Raw genomic sequence first — 15,839 nt, 5'->3', positions numbered from 1 at the left:
TAAATGCCTTTATTATAATCTTTAAATTTGTATAATACTATTTTAAAGGAAATAAATCTATGAAATTTAATAATTTAACACAAGATGAAAAGTATATAATAGAGCAAAAAGGAACAGAATATCCATTTAGTGGTATTTATAATGATTTTTATGAAGAGGGAGTTTTTCTTTGTAAAAAATGTAATGCACCTTTGTATAAAAGTGAAGATAAGTTCAAATCATCTTGCGGATGGCCAAGTTTTGATGATGAGATAGTTGGTGCTATTAAAAAAGTTCCAGATATTGATGGAAGAAGAGTTGAAATTGTTTGTCAAAAATGTGGTGGACATTTGGGACATATTTTTGAAGGAGAGGGTTTGACTTCAAAAAATATAAGACATTGTGTAAACTCTTTATCTTTAAATTTTAAATCACAAAAAGAAAATTTTAAAAAAGCTTATTTTGCTGGAGGATGTTTTTGGGGAGTAGAATTTTTGTTTCAAAAACAATCAGGAGTTTTAGAAGTAGTTTCAGGATATATGGGTGGACATATAGAGAATCCCACATATGAGATAGTTTGTAGTGGTTTTAGTGGTCATTTGGAAGTTATAGAAGTTGTTTTTGATGAAAGTATTGTGAGTTATGAAACTTTAGCAAAACTTTTTTTTGAAATTCACGATTTTACTCAAACAAATGGACAAGGTCCAGATATAGGTTCTCAGTATTTAAGTGCAATTTTTTATTGTGATGAAAATCAAAAAAATATAGCACAAAATCTGATTCAGAATTTAGAGAAAAAAGGTTACAAAGTTGCTACAACTTTATATCCTGAAGTTAAATTTTATAAAGCAGAGAGTTATCATCAAAATTATTATAATAAGATTGGAAAAACTCCATACTGTCATAGTTATAGAAAAGTTTTTTAAAATATAAAAAAGTTAAATTTTTAGAAAAACTATGATATGTTTCAAACTAGAAAATCTAGTTTGAAACTCCTAAAATATAATAAATTGGTTTTTTATCAAGTCTTTCAAGTTCTATATTATATTTTTCTGCCCATTTCCAAATAGTATCATGAAACTCTTCAATTATCTCTTTTGAATCATTTTCATCGCATTTTATTTTAAAGAAATCAGTTTTATTTGATAAACCAACATAGGCATTCATTTTTTTTAGGTGATCGTTTAGAGTTATTATCTGTTTTGCAAATTTTTCATAGCCTTTTGTTACATCTATAGCTCTTTGAGCTTGTTTTAAAGATGAGTCGTTGTTTGAATAACCAAGTTGTGATACTATAACTTCAGCTGTTACATCTAGTTTCATATTTATCCTTTTAATGAAATTTGTATATACTAGCAAAACAAATTTGAAAATATGATTTAAAAGGTATAAAAAATGTCAATTTTAATGAGTTTAGCAATGTTCCCAACGGATACAAAAGGAAGTAAAAGCAAAGAAGTATCGCAGATTTTAGAGATTATAAAAAATAGTGGCTTAGATTATCAGCTAACATCTATGAATACAATCGTTGAAGCAAAAACCTTAAAAGAGCTATTGGATTTGCTAAATCTTTGCTATTTAAAACTTGAGGAGTTAGGATGCAATAGAGTATATGCAATTGCTAATTTTGATATAAGAACAAGTGGTGAAAATAGAATAAAAACAAAAATAAAATCAGTTGAAAACCATATAGGAAAAGTTTCTAAATAGTTTTAGTATAATTTAATTACAAACAAAAAAGGGGCAAAATGAAGTTCGAAAAGTTTTATGAAAAAAGTCGTATAGCAAATGCTAATATGAGTTTAGATGAATTCATTGAAAAATTAAAAGAGGCAAATGGTAGTTTTGTAAGTGATTTGCACTCAAAATTTATATATAGAACAAAAGATGATATATTAAAACCTTATCAAGTAGAGCTTATAAAGCTCCAATCGCATCTTGAAAAGCATAATGAAAAAATGATTATACTTATGGAAGGAAGAGATGCTTCTGGAAAAGGTGGGGCTATTAGAAGAATCACACGATATATGAATGAAAAACATTATAGAGTTGTAGCTCTTGGAAAACCTTCAGATGTTCAAAAAACACAATGGTATTTTCAAAGATATGTAGAGCAATTTCCAAAAGGTGGAGAACTAGTTATATTTGATAGAAGTTGGTATAATAGGGCTATGGTTGAGCCTGTTTTTGGATTTTGTACACAAAAAGAGTATGATGTTTTTATGAGAAGTGTTCAAAGATTTGAAGAGGATTTAATCGATCATGGATTTCATTTTTTAAAAATTTATCTATCTGTATCAAAAGAAGAGCAAGCAAGAAGATTTGAAGAAAGAGAAGAAAATCCTCTAAAACAGTGGAAATTAAGTGAAATTGATATGCAAATGCAAAGCAGGTGGGAAGAGTTTACTCAAAAAAAATATGATATGTTAAAGTACACAAATACTCCAAAATCTCCTTGGACAATTATAAGAAGTGATAGTAAGTTTTTGGCTAGACTTAACTCTATAAAAGTTATTTTAAACTCAATTCCTTATGAAGGTAGAGATGAAAGATTGGATTTTTCAGTTGATAGTGATGTTGTTATTACTGCTGAAAAAGAGCTTGAAATTATGGATTATAAGAAAAATTCAGGAATCACTCAAGGTTTAATCTAAAAGTAACTCTGGTCTATACTCAAAGTGCATGGTATCATAATGGTACCATCGCCCTCCCCAAATAAAACCATATTTCTCAAATATTTTTACAATTTCAAGAGGAATTTGGTTTTTATATACAATATTTTTACCTTTTTTGTCCCAAAGCCAATAGTTTGAATACTCTTTATTTAAATCAATAGCTATTGCAAAACTATGAGTGCTGAGTCTATTTGTTTGGCTAATTTTTCTAAAATTATAAACTCCATCTGGATTTATTATATATTTTTTAAACTCTTTTGGTAGATTTTCTAGTTCATTACTTATTTTTTCTAGTTTTTTATCTATACCGTTTATTTTTGTAACCCATAAAGTTTTATTTTGACTTTTTTCTAGCCACTTTATTTTCACAAGATTTTTTTCTATCTCTTGTTTATTCTTACCATATATTTTTTTGAAAAACTCTTCATTTCTAAATCTTCCAGCATCTTCATTTTTTTTTGGAATATAGTTTATATTTTCATCTATTTTGATATATTTCATACTCATTTGATTTTCCAAAGAACTATTTTGAATAATCTCTTCATAACTTAAGTCTTTGTTATTTGTAGAAAATTGTAGTTTTGAACCATCTTTAAAATAGATAAAATTATCTTCATATTTTTCTAAAAAAAGAGGATAAGCAAGAATTAACCTCTTTGCAATATTTTCATTTGCAAAGAGATTTAAAGATAGTAAAAGTAGAAATAAAACTCTATTTCGCATAAACTTTTTTGATATTTTCTACTTTTGATGACATATTTAATAAAAGCATATCTGCAATTACAAGAGCAATCATAGACTCAGCAACAACACTTCCTCTTATCGCAACACAAGGGTCATGTCTTCCTTTTAGCTTACAAACAACTTCATCTCCAAAGCTATCAATAGTATCTTGCTCTATAAAAATTGATGGAGTTGCTTTGAAATATACTTTTACATTTATATCATCACCATTTGAGATACCACCCAAAATTCCACCACTATGGTTTGTCTTAAATCCAGATTTTCTTATTTGGTCGTTGTTATCAAATCCCAAAACTCTAGATGCTAAGATTCCATCACCAATTTCAACAGCTTTAACAGCATTTATACTCATCATTGCATTTGCAATTTGTGCATCCAATTTATAATAAATTGGTTCTCCCAAACCTATTGGAGTATTTTTTACATTTATAAGTGCAACACCACCAACACTATTGTGAGAGTTTTTGGCCTCTAAGATAGAATTTTTTTGAGCATCTTCAACAGTTGAATCAAGTGCAAAAATTTCTGAATTTCTAGAATTTTCAAAGTCAAAATTATCTGCTTTTATACCATTTATTTCACAAATTCCACTTTTTATATCGATATTTAATTCATTTAATAGAAGTTTTGCAATAGCACCAGCTGCAACTCTTGCTGCTGTTTCACGAGCGGAGCTTCTTCCTCCTCCTCTATAGTCTCTAATTCCATATTTATTAAAATAAGTAAAATCAGCATGACCTGGTCTAAATAAATCTTTTATATTTGAATAATCACTTGATTTTTGATTTTCATTAAAAATAATCATAGCAATTGAAGTTCCTGTTGAATATCCTTCAAAAACACCACTTAAAATTTCAACAATATCACCTTCATTTCTTTTTGTTGCAAACTCATTTTGTCCAGGTTTTCTTCTGTTCATTTCGGCTTGAATAAACTCTTCATCAATTTTTATTCCAGCTGGAACACCATCAACTATACATCCTAGAGCTTTTCCATGAGATTCACCAAATGTTGTAAATCTAAATCTATGTCCAAAACTATTCAATTCTCTTCCTCACTTAGTTTAGCAATAGCAATTTTTGCAGCTGCTTGTTGAGCTAATTTTTTACTTTTTCCATTAGCTTTTCCAAAATTTTTCCCATCAATCCAAATAGATACTTCAAACTCTTTTTTGTGGTCAGGTCCGTATGAACCTTCAACAATATATTCAGGAATTGATGCAAATTTTGCTTGAGTTATCTCTTGTAAAGCTGTTTTGTAGTCGCTAAATAGTACATCAAGATTTATTTTATCATAACAATTTTCAAGTAGATTCAAAATAATCGGTTTTAGTGTTTCTAAGCCACTTTCAAGATATATTGCACCCATAATTGCTTCAAATGCATCTGAAAGTATAGAAGATTTTGTTCTTCCTTTGTTTCTCTCTTCAGCGTTTGATATAAATATATAATCACCTAAATTTATCTCATTTGCTAGTTTTGTAAATCCAGTTTCATTTACCAAACTAGCTCTTATTTTAGATAGTTCACCCTCATTTGATTTTGGAAAATTTGTATATAAATACTCTCCTACAATCAAGTTTAAAACAGCATCACCTAGAAACTCTAGTCTTTCATTATTATATGGTTTTTTGAAACTTTTATGAGTAAGTGCTTCGATTATCAGATTTTTATTTCTAAACTGATAATCCAAACACTTTTCAAGATTTGAATAATCGCTCAATTTTTATCCTTTATTTTAAAATTATAAAAGTATAACACAAATATATTTTATTTTATTGCAGTGATTGATTTGAAAGCTCATAAGCTTTTGTCAAGTGGTGCTTTACTTCCAAGGTTAAAATAGAGTGGCAATTTGGACATCTAGCTTCATAAAAAGGGCTTGAGTGCTTACAAGAGTTACAAATAAATTCAAAAGTTAAATTTGTTTTTATATCTTTTTGATATTTATTTATTAGTATTAAAATATTTAAATCAAAATCATTACTAGTTGAAACACTATTTATATAATCTTTTGCACTATAAAGTTCATTTAAAAACTGATTGTTTTTGATTTTATCAAAATCAATATCCTCTTTTTTTTGATACCATAAAATATCTATTAATTTTTCACATTCAAACTTATCTATGTTTGAGAATAAAAAATCTCTATTGAATTGAATTAAAAAAGTTGCAAAAATTCTTTGAATAATTTTATTTTCTTTAAAAATTTCAAATAAAAGTTCAGTTCTTTTTTCATAAGATAAAATTGGGTCATTTAATATAATTAAAGTATCAAAGTAAACTTTTTCTACACTAACATCAATATTTAACTCTTCTAAAGCTTGAGCAATCTCTTTTGATTTTTTAAAATTTTTCAGTTTTTCATTTACTAGTAAAAGACTCTTTAGAGCATTTTTATTTCTAGGAGAAAATTTTAGAATTCTTAAAAATATCTCATTTGATCTTTGTAAAAAACCACCTTTAAAATATGTGTTTCCAAGAAGTTCAAGAAGCTCTTCTTTTTTAACTCTATCTTTTACATGTTCTAGAAGTGCTAAATATACACTTATAGCTTTATTATTATCTCCTTTGTGTAAAAAAGTAGATGCTAAAAGTAAAATTGAGTCAAATGGTAGATTATAAGTTTTGTAAAGGTTTATATAGTCATTCTCTTTTAAATTTCCTAATTCAAATCTACGAGATAGTTTTCTATAATCTTTTCTTGCAGATTTTTCTTTGTAAATACCATATGAATATGTAAAAAAAGATATTAAAAAAATCATAAAAACTAATAAAAGTATTCCAATAATAGGGTCTCTATACTCTAAAACTAAATTATCCAATTATATAACCTTTTTAAAATAATTAAGCGACACTTTAACATAAAAGTACATATAAAAAAATAAAAGTGTATAATCTCAAAATGATAAGAAAAGAGTCTATAGAGAGTTTAAAAAATTACCTTGATATTGTTGATGTTATTTCACAATTTTTAGAATTAAAAAAATCTGGTGCAAATTTCAAAGCTTGTTGTCCTTTTCATGGTGAAGAGACACCATCTTTTGTTGTTAGCCCATCAAAACAAATATATCACTGTTTTGGTTGTGGAGTTGGTGGAGATAGTATTAAATTTTTGATGGAGTATGAGAAACTTTCATATCCTGAAACTATTGAAAAATTAGCTTCAATGTATAATTATACTTTGGAGTATGATACAAGTAGTGTAAAAAAAACAGATAATAAAGTTCTTGAAGATATAAAGGCTTTTTATCAAAAGCAGTTTTTATTGGATGAAAATATACAAAACTATATAAAAGATAGAGGAGTTTTTCAGCTTTCAATAGAAAAATTTGAAGTAGGTTATGCAAGTAGTTCTAATAGCACAATAGATTTTTTGAAATCAAATCATTACAACTTAAATGATGCAATAGAGCAAGGTGTTATTAGTCAAGGAGAAAATGGACTATATTCAAGATTTATTGATAGATTGATATTTCCAATTTATTCAATAAATGGAAAACTTGTTGGTTTTGGAGGAAGAACTCTTACAAATCACGGAGCAAAATATGTAAACTCTCCACAAACTCCAATTTTTAATAAATCGAAGCTTTTGTATGGTTATAACTTAGCAAAAGAGAAAATATATAAAACAAAAGAGATTATAGTTTGTGAGGGTTATTTGGATGTAATAATGCTTCATCAAGCTGGATTTAATAGTGCAGTTGCAACTTTGGGAACAGCACTTACTAAAGAGCATTTACCACTTTTAAGAAGAGGTGAGCCTAGAATTATTTTATCTTATGATGGAGATAAAGCTGGACAAAATGCAGCTTTTAAAGCTTCAGTAATGCTTAGTCAAAATGGTTTTGATGGAGGGGTTGTTATTTTTGAAAATGGAGCAGACCCAGCTGATATGGTAAAAGATAGAAAAATTAAAGAACTAGAAGAACTTTTTTCAAATCCAACTCCTTTTGCAAATTTTGCAATTAGTTATATTGTTTCAAGTTATAATATAAGTAATCCTGTAGAGAAACAAAAAGCATTAATTGAAGCAAATGAGTATTTAAATAGTTTAAGCCAACTTTACCAAGAAGAGTATAAAAGATTCTTAGCTCAAAAATTAAATATAAAAGAGAGTTTAATTAAAACATCAAATAATATTTATAGAAAAAATAGTGTTGAGCTTTCAAAAGTTGATATTGCAGAGCTTTGTATTATAAAATCAATACTTGATGAGCCTAGAAGATTAGATATAGTTTTAGATAAAATAGATAAATCAATGTTTGAGCATCATCAAGAAGAGTTTGAAGAGTTGTTAAATGATATAAATAGTAGCTCATTAAATAAGATTATATTAAATGATAAGCTAGAAAGCTATGATGAAACACGACTAAATAGAGAGTTATTAGTTCTTTTACATAAGTTTTACTCAAATAAACTTTTAACACTATCTTATGACAATAGCATGAATTTTAAAGAGAAAGTAAACCAAATAAGAAAAGTAAAGGATAATTTATACCAATTAAAACAAGGAAAACTTGTAAGTTATAATTTATGACTTAAAGAAAGTTTAATAAAATCTTAGATATTATTCCCGTTCGAAAAATGCAAATTAGTATAAAAAACAACCCTAGTTATGCTTATAAACAAGAAGAGGACGAAAAGATGTACGCAATTATCAAATGTGGTGGAAAACAGTATAAAGTATCAGAAGGTGATATTATAGATATTGATTACACTGGTAAAGCTGCTAAAGAGACTTTAGAAATTACTGATGTGCTTGCAGTTAATAACGGTGAGTTAAAAACAGGAACAGCTGTAGAAAAAGCTAAAGTTGAAGCAGTTGTTGTTTTAGATGGAACAGGTGTAAATAGAGATAGAAAAGTTATTATTTACAAAAAAAGAAGAAGAAAAGATTCTAAGTTAAAAAGAGGTTTTAGAAAAAGCTTCACAAAAATTAGAATTACAAAAATTGCTGCTTAAGCATTAAAAAAATTTAAGGAGAAATAAAATGGCTCACAAAAAAGGACAGGGTAGTACTCAGAATAATAGAGATTCAGCTGGTAGAAGACTTGGTGTTAAGAAATATGGTGGTGAAGTTGTAACTGCTGGAAATATCATTATTAGACAAAGAGGAACTAAGGTTCACTTAGGAAATAATGTAGGTATGGGAAAAGATCATACAATATACTCTTTAATTGACGGTGTTGTTAAATTTGAAATTAAAGATAAAAAAAGAAAAAAAGTTTCTGTTTACGCTTCGTAAGCAAGAGATTTAGTTTTTTTGAAAAAGGGTGTATGTTTTGCCATACACCCTTTTTTTATTTATAAAGGAAAACTATGTTTATAGATAGTGCAAGATTTAGTGTAAGTAGTGGTAAAGGTGGACAAGGATGTGCATCTTTTAGAAGAGAAAAGTTTGTTGTTCAAGGTGGTCCTGACGGAGGAGATGGAGGAAAAGGTGGTGATGTTTACTTTGTTGTAGATAGCAATACAGATACTTTATCTTTTTATAAAGGAAAAAAAGTTTTTAAAGCTGATAAAGGTCAACCAGGAATGGGAAGACAAAAAACTGGTAAATCTGGAGAACATCTTTTTTTAATAGTACCTCCTGGAACACAAATAATAGATGATAATACGAATGAAGTTTTATATGATTTACTTGAAGATGGTGAGAAATTTTTATTTATTGAAGGTGGAAAAGGTGGACTTGGAAATGTTCATTTTAAAAACTCAAGAAATCAAAGACCTACATATTTTCAACCAGGGCTTCCAGGTAGTACAAAAAATATAAGATTAGAACTTAAGTTAATTGCGGATGTTGGACTTGTTGGTTATCCAAATGTTGGAAAATCTACTTTAATATCTGTAACATCAAATGCAACTCCAGAAATAGCAAATTATGAGTTTACAACATTGACTCCGAAACTAGGAGTTGTAAATGTTGGAGATTATAGCTCATTTGTAATGGCTGATATTCCTGGAATTATTGATGGTGCGAGTGAAGGAAAAGGTCTTGGCTTAGAGTTTTTAAAGCATATTGAAAGAACAAAAACACTTTTGTTTACAATTGATGTTGCGAACCACAGAACTATGATAGATCAATACAATGTGTTAAAAGAAGAGCTTGTTAAGTTTTCACAAGAACTATCACAAAGAGATTTTGCAATAGTTTTGAGTAAAATTGATGCTTATTATGGTGAAGATCTACAAAAAGATATAGAAGAATTTTTAAAAGCTTTAAATCTTGAAGTTTCTAAATCAAACGAGTATAAATTTGATACAAACTTACCATATTTTGTTCAAGATTTAATTTTTGCAAAAAAAGATAGTAGTAAACCATATTTTGTTTTACCAATATCATCTTTGGATAAAACAAACATAAATCCATTAAAATATGCTTTATACACAATGCTAGGAAAGTAAATGAAACGATTAGTTATCAAGGTTGGAACTGCTGTTTTAACTCAAGGTGAAGAGCTAGCTTTACAAAGAATGAAAAATTTAGTGAAGCTAATCTCTATACTGAAAAATGATAAAAATTTAGAAGTAATTTTAGTTAGCTCAGGAGCTGTTGGAGCAGGTTATACAGAGTTAAAACTTGATAAAACTGTTCTAGCAAATAAACAAACTTTAGCAGCTATTGGTCAACCAAAATTAATGAAAACTTACCAAGAGATGTTTGAAGAGTTTGGTATAACAGTTGCTCAAATGCTTTTTATTGCAGATGATTTTGATTCAAGAAAAAGATCTAAAAATGCAAAAAATGTTATGGAAATATTGCTTCAAAATAATGTAATTCCTATTATAAATGAAAATGATGTTATTGCAACTGAAGAGCTAATTGGTGATAATGATCAGTTAGCAGCTTATATAACACACTATTTTAAAGCTGATATGTTAGTTATTTTGACAGATATAGATGGATATTATGATAAAAATCCAAGAGAATTTAACGATGCAAAAATTCAAAAAATAATAAATGAAATATCACAAGATGAACTTGATAAAAAACCTAGTGCAAACTCAAAATTTGCAACAGGTGGAATAGTTACAAAACTAAAAGCTGCTGATTTTTTAATGCAAAAAGAGATTCCAATGTATTTAACTAGTGGTTTTGATTTGACGAATGCTTATGATTTTTTAGTTGATAATAATCATAAAAGTGGAACAATTTTTAAAAAATAAGGAGAATATTTTGAGTAAAAAAGTTTTATTTATGGGAACACCATCTTATGCTACTGAGATTTTAAAAGAGCTTTTAAATAACAAGAATTATGAAGTTATAGGAATTTTTACTCAAGAAGATAAACCAGTTGGTAGAAAACAACTTTTAACACCACCACACATAAAACAGTATTGTCTTGAAAATAATATTAATATTCCAATTTTACAACCAAAAAAACTAAAAGACAATCTTGTGGCTTATATTTCTATAAAAGAGTTAGAACCAGATTTTATAGTTGTTGCTGCATATGGACAGATTTTACCAAAAGAGATTTTGAATTTAGCTCCTTGCATAAATCTTCATGCTTCTATTTTACCAAATTATAGAGGAGCTAGTCCTATTCAAGAAGGTATTTTAAATGATGATGAATATTTAGGAGTTACTTCTATGCTTATGGAAGAGGGGCTTGATTGTGGTAATATATTAGGATATTCATATCTTAAAAATGATAAAAACATATTAGTTGATGAGGCTTTTAAGGAACTTTCAAATTTAGCAGCTAAACTTACAATTACAACTTTAGATAATTTTGAAAATATAAAATCTATAAAACAAAATGACTCAAGTGCTAGTTTTTGCAAAAAGATAAAAAAAGAAGATGGAGAAGTAGATTTTAATAGTTCAAAAAAGCTTTTTTCTAAATACAAAGCTTACTCTTTTTGGCCAGGTGTTTTTTTAAAATCAGAGCTTAAATTAAAAGATATAGAATTTATTGAAGATATTTCACAAAATATTGCTGGAGAGATTTTAGAAATAGCAAAAGATTATATTATAGTTGCTTGTAAAAAAGGTAGTTTAAAAATAAAGACTCTACAGGCTCCTTCTAAAAATTCTATAAGTAGTGTTGAATATATAAAAGGTAAAAGATTAATAATAGGAGATATTTTAAACTAATTTTACTGTTTATTTCAGTTTAAAAGGTTTTGTTATACAATTTCACAAATTTTATAAAATATATATTCTTAAATTTGGAATAAATCAATTAAAAAAAATTAAATTAAATTTTATTAAAGTAATTAAAGGAAAAATATTATGTCAAAAGAGATAGTTTTGGATGATTATGCTTTTTTAGTAAGTGAAACAGATGAAAAAGGAATAATTGTTTTTGCAAATGATGATTTTTGTAAAATCGCAGGATATGGAATTGATGAGTTAATAGGTAAACCACATAATACTGTAAGACATCCAGATATGCCAAAAGCTGCTTTTAAAGATTTATGGGAAACTGTAAAAAAAGGTAATATATGGACGGGATATGTTAAAAATGCTACTAAAGATGGAGACTACTATTGGGTATTTGCAACAGTTTATCCAACAATCACAAGTGAAGGAACAAAAGGTTATTTATCTTGTAGAAGAAAAGCTAGTATTGAAGAGATAAAAGCTCATGAAAATTTATATAAACAATTAAGAATGAGCGAAAAAGCAGCTTAAGATTTATTTTTAAATCTTAAGCTAAATATGAAGTAAACAAAGTAATTGTAAATAGACTTAAAATAACACCTAAAACCAAAGAGTTTATAGCAATTTTTTCATCTAATCCACCTTTTATAGCTAAAACAGCAGCCATAGTCATTGGTGGCATTGCAACTTCTATTATTGTTACTTTTACCCATGTCTCATCGATTCCATAAAAATATTTAAATACAAATAAAACTATAATTGGTACAATAAGCATTTTTAAAACAACTGCAACTGTTACGATATGTAACTTTGTAAAGATATGTTTTAACTCAAGTTTCATTCCAATAGCAATCATAGCAATAGGAACTAGAGTTGCACCTAGATTTGTTGAAGTGTAAATTAAAAATTTTGGAACTTCAAAGTTTTTTGCGAATATTGTAATAAAAAATATAATCATTGGTGGGAATAAAAATATTGATTTTGATATATTTAAAACAGAGTTTTTTCTTCCACTTCCCCAAGTTATAATAATCATTCCGACTGATACTAAAAGTAAAAAAGAACCAAAAATATCATAAATAACTCCGTAAACAATATAATCTTGACCATAAAAAGCATCAATATAAGAAAAGCCTATAAAAGAAGTATTTCCAAAAGTTGCCATAATCATAAAAGTAGCAAGAGTAACTCTGCTTAATCTCATAATTTTTCCAATAGTGTATGATAAAAATAGATTGAAAAATATTATCCCCATAAACATAAGGATAAGCCATAAAATTTTCCCATCTAGTGCTAGTGGATAAATTTTTGAAAAAACTATTGCTGGAAGAGAAAAATATATAATAAAATCTACAAGCTGTTTTGAATTATCTTGAAAAATAATTTTAAATAAATAACCAAAAAGTAGATAAATAGCTATTGGTAAAACTGGGTCTAACATCTTTTGCCTTTATGAAAATAAAGATTTGATTATAATTAATATAATCTTCTACTTTAATTATATATAATTCTCAAATGAAAATTATAAGATTAAATAAAGTTAACTCAACGCAAAGTTATTTAAAAGAGTATATACAAAAAAATGGTTATAACGGTCCACTATGCATAACTTCAAAAATACAAACAGCAGGAGTTGGAAGTAGAGGAAATTCTTGGATTGGAAGAGATGGAAATCTTTTTTTCTCTTTTGTTTTAAGTAAGGATGATTTACCCAAAGATTTACCTCTTCAAAGTGCTAGTATATATTTTACATATATTTTAAAGGATGTTTTGGCGAAAAAAGGTTCTAAAATATTTTTAAAGTGGCCAAATGATTTTTATATTGAAAATGGAAAAATTGGTGGAGCAATAACTACTACAAATAAAGAACTACTTTTTTGCGGTATAGGTTTAAATCTTATTGAAGTAGATGAGAATTTTGGAAAGCTTGATATAAAGGTTGATATTGATGATGTTTTGAATTTATATTTTGTTGATATAGAAAAAAAAATTCCATGGAAGCAAATTTTTAGTCTTTTTAAGATAGAATTTATGCATTCTAAAAATTTTCAAGCAACTGTTGATGGTATTAAAGTTTCACTTGAAAATGCTATTTTAAATAGCGATGGTTCTATACAAATTGAAAACAAAAAGGTATTTAGTTTAAGATGACAGAAATTATTTCAATAGCAAATCAAAAAGGCGGAGTAGGAAAAACTACAACTGCTGTAAATCTTAGTGCCGCATTAGCTCTAGATGGGAAAAAAGTTCTTTTAATAGATGCTGATCCGCAAGCAAATGCTACAACTTCTTTAGGTTTTCATAGAGATACATATGAATATAATATTTATCATGTAATGCTTGGAACAAAAGAGCTTTCAGAGATTATTTTAGATTCTGAAATAGAAAATTTAAAAGTGGCACCTTCAAATATAGGTCTTGTAGGAATAGAAAAAGAGTTTTACAAAAATACTAAAGAGAGAGAACTTGTATTAAAAAGAAAAATTGATACAGTTAAAGCTGATTATGATTATATAATAATTGATTCACCACCAGCTTTAGGACCAATTACAATAAATACTTTAGGTGCTTCAACTTCTGTTTTAATACCAATTCAGTGTGAATTTTTTGCTCTAGAAGGTTTAGCACAACTTTTAAATACAATAAAACTTGTAAAGCAAACTATTAATAAAAACCTTCAAATCAAAGGTTTCTTGCCAACAATGTATTCTGCTCAAAACAACTTATCAAAACAAGTTTTTGCAGATTTAGCACAACACTTTGAAAATAAACTATTTAAAGTAGATGATGACTCGTATGTTGTCATTCCAAGAAATATTAAATTAGCAGAGAGTCCTAGTTTTGGTAAACCAATCATGCTTTATGATACAACATCTATTGGTACAAAAGCATATACAAACTTAGCAAGAGCAATTATTGGTTAAATTTTTTAAGAGGAAAATAATATGGCATTAGGAAGAGGATTAGGAGAACTTTTAGGTGAAGTAGAGACAGCTTATGGTAAATCTGCTGGGAACTCAAATAATGGAGTTAAAAAAATTGAAGTATCTTTGATTAAACCAAATCCAAATCAGCCAAGAAAGATTTTTGATGAAGAGAAGCTTCAAGAGCTAAGTTCATCTATAAAAGAACATGGTCTTTTGCAACCAGTTGTTGTTGTTGAAGATGAAGATGGAACTTATACTTTAATTGCGGGAGAGCGAAGATTAAGAGCTCATAAGCTAGCAAATATAGAAGAGATAAAAGCAATTATTGTTGATGAAGATGAGCTTAAATTAAGAGAATTAGCTTTAATAGAAAATATTCAAAGAGATGACTTAAATATTATAGAGTTAGCATTTTGTTATGCTCAGCTACTAAATGAACACAATATTACTCATGAAGAACTATCAAAAAAAGTCTTTAAAAGTAGAACTTCTATTACAAATACTTTGAGATTATTACAATTAAGTTCATATGTACAACAATTTTTAGCTACAGATAAAATTAGTGCAGGTCATGCAAAAATGATGATAGGGCTAACTGCTGAAGAGCAAAAAAAGATTTGTGATACTATTATGGGACAAAAACTTTCTGTAAGAGAAACAGAAAAATTGATAAAAGATTTAAAAGAGAAAGATTCTCCAAAACCAAAAAAAGAAAAAGTTACAAATAGTTACAATATTACTAATTTAAAATCATTTACTGAGTTTCTAAAGAATGATAAAATCAAAGCTAAAATAGATAAAAACTCAATCAAAATTGAATTTAACTCTCAAGAAGATATAGATAAGATAAGTAGTTACTTTAAGATACAATAAAATAAAAAAATCCATATTCTTAACCATTTTAATATAAATTTATAGATAAATTTGATAAAATAAAAACGTTTTAGTTAAACTAAACTGTAAAAATATGGAGGAATGAATGTTAGACATAAGTCCTGTACTATTGCTTAGTTCTGGTATCATCTTTCTTTTGGTGGTTGCTAGGCTAAACAGTTGTCTTTTCAAGCCTCTACTTCAACATATGGATGAAAGATCTACTCAAATCAAAAAAGATTTGGAAGATTCAAAGTCAAATAGTGCTGACGTAGATGGTTTTTTAGCAGAAGCAAATGATTTGCTTTCAAAAGCTAAAAGAGAAGCAGCTGCTATTAGAGAGCAAGCTTATAAGGAAGCAAAAGATAGTGCTGATGTTAAACTTGCAAGTGCTAAATTAAATTTAGAAGCAAAATCTGCTGAATTTGCTAAAAGTTTACAAGATGAGACGAAAGCATTAAGAGCCTCTTTATTGTCATCAATGCCACAATTTAACGAAAGCTTAAAATCTAAGCTTAGTTCAATATAG

20 protein-coding genes are annotated in these 15,839 nt (G+C 27.4%); 14 read left to right on the top strand and 6 right to left on the bottom strand.

What is annotated here, in order from left to right; genetic code table 11:
• The first annotated feature begins 59 nt into the window (after positions 1-59).
• Positions 60-905 (top strand): bifunctional methionine sulfoxide reductase B/A protein, encoded by an 846-nt coding sequence (locus ACRYA_RS08200; RefSeq protein ID WP_105916591.1) that lies wholly within the window; start codon positions 60-62, stop codon positions 903-905.
• 55 nt (positions 906-960) lie between these two features.
• On the opposite strand, the gene ACRYA_RS08195 is transcribed toward ACRYA_RS08200, so the two are convergent.
• Positions 961-1,302 (bottom strand): hypothetical protein, encoded by a 342-nt coding sequence (locus ACRYA_RS08195; RefSeq protein ID WP_105916590.1) that lies wholly within the window; start codon positions 1,300-1,302, stop codon positions 961-963.
• A 72-nt stretch (positions 1,303-1,374) separates the two neighbouring features.
• Between ACRYA_RS08195 and ACRYA_RS08190 the strand changes: the two genes are divergently transcribed.
• Both ACRYA_RS08190 and ppk2 read left to right on the top strand, forming a co-directional pair.
• Positions 1,375-1,689 carry a thiamine-binding protein gene (locus ACRYA_RS08190; protein WP_105916589.1) on the top strand — a complete coding sequence of 105 codons (315 nt, stop codon included), beginning with the start codon at positions 1,375-1,377 and terminating at the stop codon, positions 1,687-1,689.
• Positions 1,690-1,727: 38 nt separating this feature from the next.
• Positions 1,728-2,633, top strand: coding sequence for a polyphosphate kinase 2 (gene ppk2, locus ACRYA_RS08185; RefSeq protein WP_105916588.1), 906 nt, complete (start codon positions 1,728-1,730; stop codon positions 2,631-2,633).
• Here the strand turns inward: ppk2 and ACRYA_RS08180 are convergent.
• From ACRYA_RS08180 to ACRYA_RS08165, 4 genes are read right to left on the bottom strand one after another with little or no spacing between them, the layout of a single operon-like run.
• A complete protein-coding gene (locus ACRYA_RS08180; protein ID WP_105916587.1) occupies positions 2,625-3,377 on the bottom strand; it encodes a M15 family metallopeptidase in 753 nt (250 codons plus the stop codon). The genes ppk2 and ACRYA_RS08180 overlap by 9 nt on opposite strands.
• A complete protein-coding gene (gene aroC, locus ACRYA_RS08175) occupies positions 3,367-4,443 on the bottom strand; it encodes a chorismate synthase (RefSeq protein WP_105916586.1) in 1,077 nt (358 codons plus the stop codon). The genes ACRYA_RS08180 and aroC overlap by 11 nt, the downstream gene beginning before the upstream one ends.
• Positions 4,440-5,120, bottom strand: coding sequence for a ribonuclease III (rnc, locus tag ACRYA_RS08170; RefSeq protein WP_105916585.1), 681 nt, complete (start codon positions 5,118-5,120; stop codon positions 4,440-4,442). Before rnc ends, aroC begins: the two co-directional genes overlap by 4 nt.
• A gap of 52 nt (positions 5,121-5,172) precedes the next feature.
• Positions 5,173-6,222, bottom strand: a complete 1,050-nt coding sequence (locus tag ACRYA_RS08165; protein WP_105916584.1) for a tetratricopeptide repeat protein — start codon at positions 6,220-6,222, stop codon at positions 5,173-5,175.
• Between the two features lie 80 nt (positions 6,223-6,302).
• Here ACRYA_RS08165 and dnaG point away from each other — a divergent pair, with 80 nt between their 5' ends.
• The 7 genes from dnaG to ACRYA_RS08130 all read left to right on the top strand — a co-directional run bounded on the left by dnaG (position 6,303) and on the right by ACRYA_RS08130 (position 12,041).
• Positions 6,303-7,937 (top strand): DNA primase, encoded by a 1,635-nt coding sequence (gene dnaG, locus ACRYA_RS08160; protein WP_105916583.1) that lies wholly within the window; start codon positions 6,303-6,305, stop codon positions 7,935-7,937.
• Between the two features lie 107 nt (positions 7,938-8,044).
• Positions 8,045-8,362, top strand: a complete 318-nt coding sequence (gene rplU, locus ACRYA_RS08155) for a 50S ribosomal protein L21 (RefSeq protein WP_105916600.1) — start codon at positions 8,045-8,047, stop codon at positions 8,360-8,362.
• Positions 8,363-8,390: 28 nt separating this feature from the next.
• The gene (rpmA, locus tag ACRYA_RS08150; RefSeq protein WP_105910999.1) at positions 8,391-8,645 is read left to right on the top strand and encodes a 50S ribosomal protein L27; all 255 of its coding nucleotides are present in this window, start codon (positions 8,391-8,393) and stop codon (positions 8,643-8,645) included.
• A gap of 74 nt (positions 8,646-8,719) precedes the next feature.
• Complete coding sequence (gene obgE, locus ACRYA_RS08145) at positions 8,720-9,805, top strand: GTPase ObgE (RefSeq protein ID WP_105916582.1); 1,086 nt, start codon at positions 8,720-8,722, stop codon at positions 9,803-9,805.
• On the top strand, positions 9,806-10,567 hold the full coding sequence (gene proB, locus ACRYA_RS08140) for a glutamate 5-kinase (protein ID WP_105916581.1): 762 nt from the start codon (positions 9,806-9,808) through the stop codon (positions 10,565-10,567). It abuts the gene before it with no gap.
• 31 nt (positions 10,568-10,598) lie between these two features.
• Positions 10,599-11,501, top strand: a complete 903-nt coding sequence (gene fmt / locus ACRYA_RS08135) for a methionyl-tRNA formyltransferase (RefSeq protein WP_105916599.1) — start codon at positions 10,599-10,601, stop codon at positions 11,499-11,501.
• A 138-nt stretch (positions 11,502-11,639) separates the two neighbouring features.
• On the top strand, positions 11,640-12,041 hold the full coding sequence (locus tag ACRYA_RS08130; RefSeq protein ID WP_105916580.1) for a PAS domain-containing protein: 402 nt from the start codon (positions 11,640-11,642) through the stop codon (positions 12,039-12,041).
• Positions 12,042-12,057: 16 nt separating this feature from the next.
• Here ACRYA_RS08130 and ACRYA_RS08125 read toward each other — a convergent pair whose 3' ends face one another.
• Positions 12,058-12,951, bottom strand: coding sequence for an AEC family transporter (locus ACRYA_RS08125; protein ID WP_105916579.1), 894 nt, complete (start codon positions 12,949-12,951; stop codon positions 12,058-12,060).
• Positions 12,952-13,025: 74 nt separating this feature from the next.
• On the opposite strand from ACRYA_RS08125, the gene ACRYA_RS08120 reads away from it, so the two are divergent.
• The 4 genes from ACRYA_RS08120 (at position 13,026) to ACRYA_RS08105 (ending at position 15,839) form a co-directional block, all read left to right on the top strand.
• Positions 13,026-13,661, top strand: coding sequence for a biotin--[acetyl-CoA-carboxylase] ligase (locus ACRYA_RS08120; RefSeq protein WP_105916578.1), 636 nt, complete (start codon positions 13,026-13,028; stop codon positions 13,659-13,661).
• The gene (locus ACRYA_RS08115; RefSeq protein ID WP_105916577.1) at positions 13,658-14,434 is read left to right on the top strand and encodes a ParA family protein; all 777 of its coding nucleotides are present in this window, start codon (positions 13,658-13,660) and stop codon (positions 14,432-14,434) included. Before ACRYA_RS08120 ends, ACRYA_RS08115 begins: the two co-directional genes overlap by 4 nt.
• A gap of 21 nt (positions 14,435-14,455) precedes the next feature.
• Positions 14,456-15,310, top strand: a complete 855-nt coding sequence (locus ACRYA_RS08110; protein WP_105916576.1) for a ParB/RepB/Spo0J family partition protein — start codon at positions 14,456-14,458, stop codon at positions 15,308-15,310.
• 106 nt (positions 15,311-15,416) lie between these two features.
• Positions 15,417-15,839: a F0F1 ATP synthase subunit B family protein gene (locus tag ACRYA_RS08105; RefSeq protein ID WP_105916575.1), complete on the top strand. Its 423-nt coding sequence runs from the start codon at positions 15,417-15,419 to the stop codon at positions 15,837-15,839.

The sequence above is a fragment of the Aliarcobacter cryaerophilus ATCC 43158 genome (genome assembly GCF_003660105.1).
Lineage (GTDB): Bacteria > Campylobacterota > Campylobacteria > Campylobacterales > Arcobacteraceae > Aliarcobacter > Aliarcobacter cryaerophilus.
This window is presented reverse-complemented; position numbering and strand designations above follow the sequence as displayed.